Annotated in this window: 8 protein-coding genes; 5 read left to right on the top strand and 3 right to left on the bottom strand. The window is 73.2% G+C overall.

All coding sequences use genetic code 11. The features are described from left to right. Positions 1-215 precede the first annotated feature (215 nt). Together DS079_RS08025 and DS079_RS08030 are read left to right on the top strand one after the other, a co-directional pair. Positions 216-2288 carry an S-layer homology domain-containing protein gene (locus DS079_RS08025; protein WP_126986382.1) on the top strand — a complete coding sequence of 691 codons (2073 nt, stop codon included), beginning with the start codon at positions 216-218 and terminating at the stop codon, positions 2286-2288. Between the two features lies 1 nt (position 2289). Beyond that, entirely contained in the window at positions 2290-3447 is a 1158-nt protein-coding gene (locus DS079_RS08030) for a polysaccharide pyruvyl transferase family protein (RefSeq protein WP_126986384.1), read from the top strand. A 104-nt stretch (positions 3448-3551) separates the two neighbouring features. Here DS079_RS08030 and purL read toward each other — a convergent pair whose 3' ends face one another. From purL to DS079_RS08045, 3 genes are all read right to left on the bottom strand, one after another. Further along, positions 3552-5879, bottom strand: a complete 2328-nt coding sequence (gene purL / locus DS079_RS08035) for a phosphoribosylformylglycinamidine synthase subunit PurL (RefSeq protein ID WP_126986386.1) — start codon at positions 5877-5879, stop codon at positions 3552-3554. A 229-nt stretch (positions 5880-6108) separates the two neighbouring features. Next, on the bottom strand, positions 6109-8283 hold the full coding sequence (locus DS079_RS08040) for an acyl-CoA dehydrogenase family protein (RefSeq protein ID WP_126986388.1): 2175 nt from the start codon (positions 8281-8283) through the stop codon (positions 6109-6111). Continuing rightward, the gene (locus tag DS079_RS08045) at positions 8280-8900 is read right to left on the bottom strand and encodes a TetR/AcrR family transcriptional regulator (RefSeq protein WP_029360380.1); all 621 of its coding nucleotides are present in this window, start codon (positions 8898-8900) and stop codon (positions 8280-8282) included. Before DS079_RS08045 ends, DS079_RS08040 begins: the two co-directional genes overlap by 4 nt. 85 nt (positions 8901-8985) lie before the next feature. Between DS079_RS08045 and DS079_RS08050 the strand changes: the two genes are divergently transcribed. Genes DS079_RS08050 through DS079_RS08060 form a run of 3 tightly spaced genes read left to right on the top strand, consistent with a single transcriptional unit; the run spans position 8986 to position 12760 of the window. Next, positions 8986-10308, top strand: coding sequence for an acetyl-CoA C-acetyltransferase (locus DS079_RS08050; protein WP_126986390.1), 1323 nt, complete (start codon positions 8986-8988; stop codon positions 10306-10308). Positions 10309-10334: 26 nt separating this feature from the next. Then, positions 10335-11687, top strand: coding sequence for a 3-oxoacyl-ACP reductase (locus tag DS079_RS08055; RefSeq protein ID WP_126986392.1), 1353 nt, complete (start codon positions 10335-10337; stop codon positions 11685-11687). Beyond that, positions 11684-12760 carry a MaoC family dehydratase gene (locus DS079_RS08060; protein ID WP_126986394.1) on the top strand — a complete coding sequence of 359 codons (1077 nt, stop codon included), beginning with the start codon at positions 11684-11686 and terminating at the stop codon, positions 12758-12760. The genes DS079_RS08055 and DS079_RS08060 overlap by 4 nt, the downstream gene beginning before the upstream one ends. Positions 12761-12778 lie beyond the last annotated feature (18 nt).

The following is a 12778-nucleotide window of genomic DNA, read 5'->3' on the forward strand; positions in this document are numbered from 1 at the left end:
CCGTCGGATCCGACTGCCGGCGACCCCTCACGAGGCCACCGAGGACGGGACGAGGAACACTCGTTCTTTGTGCGATCGTGACCGGCTCGTCGCGATGCGTTCGTGGCCGTGGACTACGGTGGTCGGTGCCCGGCTGCGTACCCGTCGACCGCTCCATGCCTCGGCGACGCGCCTCGGGATCCCCCCCCCGCCCCCTCTCCTCCGGAGCCTTCGTGATGTCCCACCGGACCCTTCCCCCCGAGTCCGACGCCCGCCCCCTCTCCCTCAGCCGCCGCACGCTGATGGCGGCGACCGCCGCCGCGGTGCCCGCCGGAGCCGTCGTGCTCGGCGCGGCTCCCGCCCTGGCCGACCCGACCGTCACCGACGGCGAGACCCGCGTGGTCGACGTGCCGCTGGCGGATGCCCCGCTGGTCGAGGCCGACGGCGTCCAGGTGCGTGACCTCCCCGAGCAGCCCGGCACCATGGTGGGCGTGACCTGGCCGAGCGAGTCCGATGCGCCCGAGGTGCAGGTCCGCGGCATGGACCAGGACGGGCAGTGGACCCCCTGGGAGCCGCTCGAGACCGCCGAGGACCCGGAGACGGGCGAGGACGCCCCCGGCACCGAATGCGCCTGGGTGGGCGTCGTCGGAGCGCTCCAGGTGCGGGCCGAGCTCGACGGGGCCGACGTCACCGAGCAGCTCACCGCCCACGTCATCACCACCTCGCCCACCGCCGAGGACGCGGTCGTCGCCCAGAGGGCGGGCGCCCCGCAGCCGATGTCGACCGCCGCCCAGCAGGACATGGCCGCGACCGCCGCCGCGACGACGATGGCGAACCCCGCCACCCCGGTCCTCGGGCCGGGCGCGCCCTCCTACACCTCCCGCGCCGGCTGGGGCGCGAACGAGGGCCTCGTGCGCGGCACGAGCGGCTCCGACCAGCTCAAGGCCGTGGTCATCCACCACACCGCCGGCACCAACAGCTACTCCTCCTCGCAGTCCGCGGAGCTGGTGCGAGGAATCCTGACCTACCACACGCAGACCCTGGGCTGGGCCGACATCGGCTACAACGTGCTGGTGTCCAAGTACGGGCAGATCTTCGAGGGCCGCAGCGGCGGCCTGCACCGCAACATCACCGGCGCCCACGCCTACGGCTTCAACACCGGCTCCTTCGGCATCTCCGTGATGGGCAACTACCAGAGCACCGCCGCGCCGTCCGCCGCCCGCGCGGCCGTCGCACGCCTGGTGGGCTGGAAGCTGCTGAGCACCTTCCAGATCAAGGTCGCCTCCACCTCCTCCTGGACCCCGGGCTCCGGCACCCGCTTCCCCGCGGGGAAGACGATCGCGCTGCCGAAGATGTTCGGCCACCGGGACGTGAACTACACCGACTGCCCCGGCAATGCGCTGTACAACCAGTTCGGGAGCCTGCGCACCGAGGCGCAGCGCGCGATCGACGGCGGCTGGAAGGAGCACCTCTGGGCCTTCCAGGGCGCCGGCGGCTCCTCGAAGCTCGGCTACGTGGTGAAGTCCGCGCACCAGACGGGCAAGTACACCGCGACCGTGCTCACCAAGGGGCTGATCCTGCAGGAGAGCGGCGGCAATGCCTCCGGCCACGCGACCCCCTTCGCGAAGCAGTGGGCCGCCTCGTGGGGACGCCCGGCGAAGGCCGACTCCCAGGACGGCGACCGCCGCATCCAGGCCTTCCAGAACGGCGTGGCCGCGAACGAGGGCGGGAGGGTCCGCTTCGTGACCCCGTACTTCCGCGACGTCTCCCCGTCGCGGGTGTTCTTCCTCGAGATCACCGACCTCGCGGCGCGCGGGATCACCAAGGGCTGGGGAACCCCGCCGAACGCGGAGTTCCGGCCGAACGAGGACAACCTGCGCGATGCGATGATCGCCTTCATCTACCGTGCGAAGGGCAGCCCCGCCTACACCGCGCCGAAGACCTCCCCGTTCACGGACGTGAGCCCCTCCAAGCCCTTCTACAAGGAGATCTGCTGGGCGTACGACGAGGGGATCTCCCGCGGCTGGGGCACCGGGTCGAACCGCACGTTCCGCCCGTACGAGGAGGTCAAGCGCGACGCCGTCGCGGCCTTCCTCTACCGCGCCGCCGGGGTGAACCACACGAGCACCAACAGCGGCTTCTCCGACGTCCCCGCCTCGCACGTCTTCGCCAAGGAGATCACCTGGCTGTCGAAGGCGGGCATCGCCCGCGGCTGGGACGACGGCACCTTCCGCCCGAACGCCTTCATCAAGCGCGACCAGATGGCCACGTTCATGATGCGGTGGCTGAAGCACACCGGAAGGGCCTGAGGTGCGGCTCTTCCGTCGACGCTCCTCGGGGTCGTCCTTCTCGCCGGCGGAGTCCGCGACGCTCCGCACGAGCTTCTCCGGCCCTGTCGAGGCGCCGTTCTACCTCGTCTCGATGGCGGGCTATCCGAACTTCGGCGACGAGCTGATCGCACGGCGCTGGATCGAGCACCTCGCGATCCACCGGCCGGACGAGGAGGTGTGGCTGGACTGCCGCTTCCCCGGCACGGCCAGCGCGCTGTTCGGGGGCCTCCACCCGCGCCTGCGCGTGACCGATGCCGTCTTCCGGGCGGTCGAGGACTCGCTGCGGGGCTCGCGCCGCCCGGTCGAGGACATCGTCGCCCACCTCGGCACCCCGCTCTACGACGCGCCGCTGCTCGCGCTGCGCGAGGCCCGCTCCCTGCACCTGCTCGGCGGCGGCTTCGTCAACGCCGTCTGGCCCGAGAACGCGCACCTGGTGCGGGCGATGCGGGCGGCGGCGGAGATCAGCGGCGCCCCGCTGCTCGCGACCGGTCAGGGGCTCGCCCCCTTCGGCGAGGAGCAGCTGACGGGCTTCGACCACGTCGGCGTGCGGGACGCCGCCAGCGCCGAGAAGCTCGGCATCTCCAGCGGCGTCGACGACGCGTATCTCGTCGAGCAGGCACCCGAGCGGGTCGACGACCAGGAGCCGGAGCTCGTGCTCTGCGTGCAGTCCGACGCGCTGGACGAGGGCTCCTTCGAGCGGCTCGTCGCCCATGTGCGCGAGACCGTCGCCTCCCTCGGCATCCCGCGCGAGCGCACCCGCTACGTCGAGGCGCTGCCCGGCGGGGACCACGCCGGCTTCGAGCGTCTGAAGGATCTCGTGGCGGAGGACGGCTTCGTCCCCTTCACGAGCTTCTGGCGCGGCGAGCTCGCACCGGCGGCGCACCAGGTGTGGATCACCACGCGCTTCCATCACCACCTCGTGGCCTCGCTGCACGGGGCGCGGGGGATGGCGCTCAGCGCCCGCAGCGGCTACTACGACGTGAAGCACGGCTCCCTCGTGGAGCTCGGCAGCGGCTGGCGGGTCTCGGACGGCACGGGAGAGGTCCCGACCCTCGCCGATCTCGAGCGCCCCGGCTCCTTCGAGGACGCGATCACGCGCAAGCGCCGCGAGGCCGAGATGCTGTACGGCACCTCCTGAGCCGGTGCAGCCGGGGCCGGCGGCATCGCCGGAGCGGACTGGCGGACACAGGAGCGCCCCGGGACCCGTCGAGGGTCCCGGGGCGCTCCTGTCGTGTCCGGACCTCAGCCGAAGTGGCGCGGCAGCGTGCCCTCGCGCAGCTCCCGCAGCTCGCCGAGCGCGAAGGTGCCCACGCCCTCGATCACGAGGTCGGTGCCGCCGGTCGCGCCGAGCGCGAGCACCGGCACGCCGTGCTCGGCGGCGAGGGCGAGGAAGCGCTCCTCGGCCTCGGCCGGGACCGCGACCAGGGCGCGGGCCTGCGACTCGGAGAACAGGGCGGTGGGGAGGTCCACGCCGTCCCGCTCGAGGAGCCCGGCGAGGTCCACGCGGACGCCCGTGCCGAAGCGGGTCGTCGACTCGACGAGCGCCTGGACGAGACCGCCCTCGGAGAGGTCGTGCGCGGAGGCGGCGAGCCCCTGCTCGGAGGAGGCGACGAGCACGCGGGCGAGCGCGCGCTCGGCCTCGAGATCGACCTGCGGGGGCAGGCCGCCGAGGTGCTGATGGACCACGTCGGACCAGGCCGAGCCCGAGAGCTCCTCGCGGGTCGTGCCCAGCAGCAGCACGCGCTCGCCCTCGCCCTGCCAGCCGGAGGGGACGCGGCGCGCGACGTCCTCGAACACTCCGAGCACGCCGACGACGGGCGTCGGGTGGATCGCAGAGTCGATCAGGCCCGGCTCGCCGGTGGAGTTGTACAGCGAGACGTTGCCGCCGGTGACGGGCACCTCGAGCGCCTCGCACGCCTCGGCGAGCCCGCCGATCGCCTCGACCAGCTGCCACATGGGGCCCGGGTCCTCGGGCGAGCCGAAGTTCAGGCAGTCCGTGATCGCCAGCGGCGTCGCCCCGGCGGTCGCGACGTTGCGGTACGCCTCGGCCAGCGCCAGCTGCGCACCGGTGCGGGGATCGAGCTTGGTGTAGCGGCCGTTCGCGTCGGTCGCCAGCGCGATGCCGCGCCCGGTCTCCTCGTCGATGCGCAGCACGCCGGCGTCGTCGGGCATGGCCAGCGCCGTGTTCCCGCCGACGTAGCGGTCGTACTGGTCGGTGACCCAGCTCTTGGAGGCGAGGTTCGGGGATGCGATCAGCGTGCGGATCTGCGCGGAGATCTCCTCGGCGCCCTCGGGGCGGGGGAGGGCCTCGCCGCGGTCGGCCTGGAGGGCGTCCTGCCAGTCGGGGCGGGCGTAGGGCCGGTCGTAGACGGGGCTGTCGATCGCGACGGTCGCCGGGTCCACGTCCACGATCCGCTCGCCGTGGTGGTCGATGGTGAGGCGGCCGTCGCCGGTGACCTCGCCGATCACGGCGGCCTCGACGTCCCACCTCGCGGCGATCGCCTGGAACTCCTCGAGCTTCTCCGGCGGAACCACCGCCATCATGCGCTCCTGCGACTCGCTCATGAGGATCTCCCCGGCGGTGAGGGTCGGGTCGCGCAGCAGCACCTCCTCGAGGTGGATGTGCATGCCGGAGCCGCCGTTGGCGGCGAGCTCGGAGGTCGCGCAGGAGATGCCCGCGGCGCCGAGGTCCTGGATGGCCGCGACGGTGCCGGCCGCGTACAGCTCGAGGCAGCACTCGATGAGGACCTTCTCCATGAAGGGGTCGCCCACCTGGACGCTCGGGCGCTTCAGCGGCCCGTCCTCCTCGAAGGTCTCCGAGGCGAGGATCGAGGCGCCGCCGATGCCGTCCCCGCCGGTGCGGGCGCCGAAGAGGACCACCTTGTTGCCCGCGCCGGTCGCGGCGCCGGAGCGGATGTCCTCGTGGCGCATCATGCCCACCGCGAGCGCGTTGACCAGCGGGTTGGTCTGGTAGGAGGCGTCGAAGACGGTCTCGCCGCCGATGTTCGGCAGGCCGAGGGAGTTGCCGTAGCCGCCCACTCCGGCGACCACGCCGTGGACCACCCGGGCGGTGTCGGGGTGGTCGATCGCGCCGAAGCGCAGCTGGTCCATGACCGCGACGGGCCGGGCGCCCATCGAGATGATGTCGCGCACGATGCCGCCCACGCCGGTCGCGGCGCCCTGGTACGGCTCGACGTAGGAGGGGTGGTTGTGGGACTCGACCTTGAAGGTCACCGCCCAGCCGTCGCCGATGTCGACGACGCCGGCGTCCTCGCCCATGCCCACCAGCAGCTTCTCGCGCATCGCGTCGGTGGTGTGCTTCCCGAAGGTGCGCAGGTGCTTCTTCGAGGACTTGTAGGAGCAGTGCTCGGACCACATGACCGAGTACATGGCGAGCTCGGCGTTGGTGGGGCGGCGACCCAGGATCTCGCGGATGCTCGCGTACTCGTCGTCCTTCAGCCCGAGCTCCGCATAGGGCTGCACCTGGTCCGGCGTCGCGGAGGCGTTCTCGACGGTGTCGGACTCCGCGGCGTGGCCGTGGGGGGAGGTGGGAGTGGTCTCAGCGGTCATCGCGGGGTCGGGTCCGTTCGTCACGAGGGCTGGGGGAGCGGCGGGCCTCGCGGTCCGGCGCAGGGTGCCCCCAGTCTACGAGCGACCCGGCCGACGGGGGCGCTCGGGGCGAGCGCTGAGACCGGGAGTGAGACCGGAACGGCATCCGGCGGGGCGGCGCGCACGGGAAGAGCGGCCGACGGGGACCTCGTCCCGTCGGCCGCTCTCCCGGTCCGTGCCTGTCAGGCGGTCAGCGCGAGGAGCCCTTCTTCCCCTGCGCGCGGCGCGCCCGCTTCTCCGCATCGCGCAGCGCCTTCTCGCTCACGGGCGCGTCCTGGCTCGCCCGCTGCGCGCGGAAGTACGCGGCGGCCTCGTCCTGGCGCTCCTGCTCCCCGCCGAGCGCGATCGGCGCGCGCACGTGGCCGAGGCGGATGTCGAAGGCCGCGACGAGGTCGAGCACGTGTGGGCGCAGGCGCCACAGCAGCCGGCGCAGGTCCCCCTCGATCTGACGGCCGCGCTGGGTGGAGATCATGCCCGAGAGCAGGAACCAGGCGAGGTCGTCGTTGATCGCGGTGAGGCCGAACAGGTCCCGCACGTCGGTGAGCACGGCGCGGGTGCCCTCGTCCTCCATCGCCTCGATCCCGGCGGTGAAGGCGCGCCAGCGCACGAGGTCCGCATGGGCGCGGGCCGCGTCGAGCATCTCGACCTGGTGCTTGTTCACCTCGGCGGCGGCGTCGGCCGGGCTCATCCTCGCGGTGCTGCGCAGGGCGAGGGCGACCTCCTCGACCTTGACCCTGGCGCGGTCGGCGAGCATCTCCTCCTGGAACTCGGCGCTGCGCATCGAGTCGAAGGCGCGGCGCGCGTTGCCGCGGTCGCTCACGCTCTGGCCGAGGCGGGCCCAGGGGGTGTGCCGCTTGGCGAGCACCTCGGCGCGCTGGGCGATGAACCGGCCGATGCCGGCGCGGTCCACGTTCTTCAGCTCGGAGGTGTAGTCCGACAGCAGCCGCTTGGCGACCAGCTGCAGCAGGATCGTGTTGTCGCCCTCGAAGGTCGCGTACACGTCGAGGTCCTGGTGGAGCCCGACGAGCTGGTTCTCGGCCATGAAGCCGGAGCCGCCGCAGGCCTCACGGCACTCCTGGATGGTGTCCAGGGCGAGCCGGGTGGAGGTCGGCTTGAGCGTCGCGGCGAGGGTCTCGAGGTCCTCGCGGCCCTCGGGGGTGTCGCCGCGGCCGGAGAACACGTCGTCGAAGGCGTGGAGCAGCTGCTCGTGCGCGAAGGCGCCCGCGTAGGTCGCGGCGAGCTTCGGCAGCAGGCGGTGCAGATGCGCCTGGTAGTCCATCAGCACGGTCTCGCGCGTCGGGTCGGCGGCGGTGAACTGGCGGCGCTGGGTGGCGTAGGTGATCGCGATGTGCAGCGCGAGCTGCGAGGCGCGGATCGCGGAGCCGTCGAGCGAGACGCGGCCCTGCACGAGCGTGCCGATCATCGTGAAGAAGCGCCGACCGGGGGAGTCGATGGGGGAGGAGTAGGTGCCGTCGGCGGCGACGTCCCCGTAGCGGTTCAGCAGGTTGCGGCGCGGGACGCGCACGTGGTCGAAGGCGAGGCGACCGTTGTCGATGCCGTTCAGGCCGCCCTTCTCGCCGTCGTCCTCGCTCTGCACGCCCGGCAGGAGGTTCCCCTCCGCATCGCGCACCGGCACGTAGAAGCAGTGCACGCCGTGGTCGACGCCGTTCGTGATCAGGCGCGCGAAGACCGTGGCGGCCCTCGCGTGGATCGCGGCGTTGCCGAGGAAGTCCTTCCATGCGGCGCGGAAGGGGGTGTTGATGACCCACTCGCCGTCCTCGCCGCCCTCGGGGTCGAAGGTCGCCGTGGTGGCGAGGGACTGCACATCGGAGCCGTGCCCGATCTCGGTCATCGCGAAGGCGCCGGGGGTCTCGAGGCTCATCGCGCCCGGTACCCAGGCCTTCTGCTGCTCCTCGTCGCCCAGTTGCACGATCGCGGAGGTGAACAGTCCCCACTGCACGCCGGCCTTGATCTGGAGGGACGGGTCGGCGACGACCAGCTCCTCGAAGGCGGCGACGTTGGCGCCGTTGTCGTTCGGGCCGCCGAGGTGCTCGGGGAGCATCGGCAGGGAGACCTCCTCCTCGGCGAGGATCCGGAGCTGGCCGAAGACCCGCTCCCGGTGCTCGGCGACGCTCGCGTCCATCGGGCGGTGCATCTCGGGGCGGGCCGCCCGCTCGCGGGCGTCGCGCCGCGCGTCGGCCCAGCTGCCCAGCAGCGCCTCGGAGACCATCTCGACGTCGAGGCGGGGGCTGCCGTCGGCGGGGACCGGGATCGGTCCGGTCGGCGTGGGGCTCGCGGCGGCGTCGGTGCCTCTCGCGGCGGTGGGCGCGGGGGCGGATGCGGTGGTGGAGGTATCGGCGGTCATGCGTGCAGTCCCTTCATGAGCCAGGTGACCAGGCGGGTCACGAGCTGATCGGAGGTGAGGGTGGTCGAGGCGCCGTCGGCGGCCTCGAGGTCGTTCATCCAGGTGTCCACGGCCCGTTCGACGAAGCCCACCGCGCCGGTCGCCCATATCTGCGGCGAGGGGGTCCCGGCGGGGAGGAAGGTCGTGATGATGCGGGTCACGGAGTCGAGGAAGTGGTTCAGCCCGTCGCTGGGGCGGGTGACGAAGCGGTACACGCCGGGGGAGCGCTGCGCGGTCCCGACGTAGGCGCGGATCATCGCGTGGATGCGCTCCTCGGGCGCGGGCTCGCGGCCCATCCGCTCCTCGAGCACGCGCATCTCCGCGAGCAGCTTGTCGTGCATCGCCTGGAGGATGCTGCGGCCCAGGTCGCGCTGGAGATGGGACTTGTCCTCGAAGTACCGGTAGACGATGGACTTCGACGTGCCCGAGGCTGCGGCGATGTCCTCCATCGTCACGTCGGGGCCGCGCTCGTGGATCAGGTGTCGGGCCACGTCCAGCAGCTCGGCACGTCGCTGCTCTCGGTGCTGGGCCCAGCGGGCCGAGCGCCCGTCCACGGGGGCTTGCGTCGTCGCATTCACAGAACCTAGGGTATCAAGTACCGACGGTTCTATGTAAAGTCCTTCCCGACGATCCGTCCCCGTGACCACGAAGAGGTGCCCCACAGTGACCCCCACCGACTCCCCGCGCGATGCGCTGATCCTCGGCGGCAACCGGATCCCGTTCGCCCGCTCCGGCGGGCCCTACGCCGGGATCTCCAACCAGGACCTGCTCACCGCCGCGCTCGAGGGCCTCGTCGCCCGCTACTCGCTCCAGGGCGAGAAGCTCGGCGAGATCGCCGGCGGCGCCGTGCTGAAGCTCGCCGGCGACCTCAACCTCACCCGCGAGAGCGCGCTGGGCACGCCGCTGGACCCCCGCACCCCCGCCGTCGACATGTCCAAGGCCTGCGCGACCAGCCTCGAGACCGTCCTGCACGTCTCCAACCGGATCCGTCTGGGTCAGATCGACTCCGCGATCGCCTGCGGCGTCGACTCCGCCTCCGACTCGCCGATCGAGGTCACCCCGCGCCTGCGCCGCATCCTCCACCGCGCCTTCGCGGCGAGGACCGCGATGCAGCGCGTCAAGGCGCTCTCCGCGATCCGCCCCGCGGACCTCGCCCCGGTCCCGCCCCGCAACGGCGAGCCCCGCACGGGCCTGTCCATGGGCGAGCACCAGGCGCTGACCACCGCGCAGTGGGGCATCACCCGCGAGGCCCAGGACGAGCTCGCGCTCGCCTCCCACAAGAACCTCGCCGCCGCCTACGACGCCGGCTTCCTCGACGACCTCGTCACCGGCTACCGCGGCCTCGCACGCGACCAGAACCTGCGTGCCGACTCGACCCTGGAGAAGCTCGGCACCCTCAAGCCCGTCTTCGGCGTGAAGTCGCCGCAGGTCGCGGAGCCGACGATGACCGCCGGCAACTCCACCCCGCTCTCCGACGGCGCCTCCTCCGTGCTGCTGGGCAGCGCCGAGTGGGCCGCCGAGCGCGGCCTCACTCCGCTCGCCCGCGTGATCGACGCGCGCAGCGCCGCCGTCGACTTCGCCCACGGCGACGAGGGCCTGCTCATGGCCCCCGCCTACGCGGTCCCCGAGCTGCTGGACGCGAACGGCCTGGCCCTGCAGGACCTCGACCTCTACGAGATCCACGAGGCCTTCGCCTCCACCGTGCTGACCACGCTCAAGGCCTGGGAGTCCGAGGAGTTCTGCCGCGAACGCCTGGGCCGCTCCGCGCCGCTCGGCGCGATCGACCGCTCGCGGCTGAACATCACCGGCTCCTCCCTCGCCGCCGGGCACCCCTTCGCCGCGACCGGCGGCCGCCTCGTCGCGACGCTCGCCAAGCTCCTGCACGAGCGCGCGAAGGAGACCGGCCGGGTCCAGCGCGGCCTGATCTCGGTCTGCGCCGCCGCCGGCCAGGGCACGGTCATGCTGCTCGAGTCCGTCACCGACTGACACCCCGACCCTTCACGGAGGTCCCCATGGCCGACGCCTACACCCGCTTCATCCGCTCCGCCCCCGGCGGCATGCTCGCCAAGCAGCTGGGCCTGCCCCGCCCCTCCCGGCTCCTGCGCCGGGACGACCGCCCCGAGCCCGTGCTGGGCCCCGTCGTCGTGCTCGGCGCCTCCGCCGGCGCGGACGCGGTCGCCCACCGGCTCCTCGAGGACGGCGCCGACGTGCGCCGCCGTGTCGAGGACCTGCGCTCGATCGGCTCGGTGATCGTCGTGGCCGACGAGCTCTCCGCCCCCGCGGAGCTCGGGCCGCTGCTGCTCCCGCTCGCCGGGGCGATGCGCTCCCTCGCACCGGGCGCGCGCCTGGTGACGATCTCCCGCCCGGCGACGGGCGAGGAGCCCGCGCGCGACGCCGCCCGCGGCGGTGTCGAGGGGTTCCTGCGCTCGGTCGCGCACGAGATGCGCGGCGGTGCGACCGCCAACGGCATCCTGCTCGCCGACGGGGTCGGGGTCGACGCCCCCGGCGCCGTCGGCGCGCTGCGCTTCTTCCTCTCCGCCCGCAGCGCCTTCATCACCGGCCAGCTGCTGACCGTCTCCACCGAGGCGGGCAGCACGACCGAGAACGCCTCGCTCCCGCTCGCCGGGCGCACGGCGCTGGTCACCGGGGCCGCGCGCGGCATCGGCGCGGCGATCGCCCGCACCCTCGCGGCCGACGGCGCACGGCTCGTGGTGCTCGACGTCCCCGGCGCGGGCACCGAGCTCGCACGCCTGGCCAATGAGCTGCGCGCGATCCCGCTCCAGCTCGACGTCACCTCCGCCGACGCCGGGCGCCGCGTGGTCGAGTTCCTGCGCGAGAAGGGGCTGACCCTCGACGTGCTGGTGCTCAACGCCGGCATCACCCGGGACAAGCTGTTCGCCAACATGACCCCGGACCGCTGGGACCCGGTGCTCGCCGTGAACATCACCAGCCAGATCGCGCTCACCGAGGCGCTGCTCGAGGCCCAGGGCGAGGGAGGCGGCGTGCTCGGCGCGCAGCCGCGCATCGTCTCGCTCGCCTCCACCAGCGGCATCGCCGGCAACCGCGGCCAGACCAACTACGCCGCGTCCAAGGCCGGCGTCATGGCCTTCGTCGACGCGCTCTCGGGACGTCTCGCCCCGCTCGGCGGCACCGCGAACGCGGTCGCGCCCGGCTTCATCGAGACCGAGATGACCGCGAAGATCCCGCCGCTGACTCGCGAGGTCGCGCGGCGCGTGAACTCGCTGCAGCAGGGCGGGCTGCCCGTCGACGTGGCCGAGGCGATCGCCTTCCTCGCGAGCGACGAGGCCGGGGGCGTGCAGGGCGAGACCCTGCGGGTGTGCGGCCAGAACATGGTGGGCAAGTGAGGGCGGGGCATGGCGCCGCGGCGCACGCCGGGGGCGCGCCGGAGCAGGTCAAGGACCTCTCCGACGTCCCCTCGTTCCCCGCGATCTACGCCGCCGCGCTCGACCCCCGCTCCCGCCTCGGCGGGAAGCGCGGGAAGGGTGGAAAGGGCGGCGCGGGCGGTGGCGCGGAGACGCTGCCGAGCATCGCCTACCGGGTGAGGAAGGTGCGGATCGACGCCGAGCGCGCCCGCGACTTCGACCACCTGATGGGCGGTCCCGCGACGGACCTGGTCCACCCCGGCGTGCTGCACGTGCTCGCCTTCCCCGTCTCGCTCGCGCTCATGGCCCGGCGCGACTTCCCCTTCCCGCTGCTGGGCCTCGTGCACCTGCGCAACCAGGTGCTCCAGCACCGGCCCGTGAAGGTGGGCGATCTCGTGGACGTCGAGTGCCGGGTGCGGGACCTGCGCCCGCACCGCAAGGGCCGCACCTTCGAGGCGGTCTCGACGATCCTCGGCGAGGACGGCGAGATCATCGCCACCGACGTCTCCACCTATCTCGTCAAGGGCGGGAAGCCGTCCGCGGCGGAGCCCTCGGGCACGGCGCCGTCCAGCGCCGCGTCTGCCGGTGCCGTGCCCTCGAGCGTCGCGTCGTCGGCCGAGAGCGCCGGGGCGACGGGTGCGAACGCCTCGACGTCGGACGGCGGGCGGTCGCGGCGCGACTTCGAACCGCCGCAGCCGACGGGCCGCTGGGTGCTCGGCGCGGACACCGGACGGCGCTACGGCGCGGTCTCCGGCGACGTGAACCCGATCCACCTCTCCGCCGTCACCGCGAAGGCCTTCGGCTTCCCCTCGGCGATCGCGCACGGGATGTACACCGCTTCGCGCGCCTTCACCGAGGCGAGGGTGGACCTGTCGAAGCCGCTGCGCTGGGACGTCACCTTCGACGCCCCGGTCACGCTGCCCGGCTCCGTGCTCGTAGCCTTCGAGGACGATCCGTCGGTCGGAACCGCACGGTGCGTGGGCTGGAAGCCCGCCCGCGGGGAGAAGGGGCCGCGGCGCTGCTTCGAGGTCGAGGTGACGACGCTCGGGCGGTAGACGGGGCGGGGTCGGGGC

Source organism: Brachybacterium paraconglomeratum, from assembly GCF_003994255.1.
GTDB lineage: Bacteria > Actinomycetota > Actinomycetes > Actinomycetales > Dermabacteraceae > Brachybacterium > Brachybacterium conglomeratum.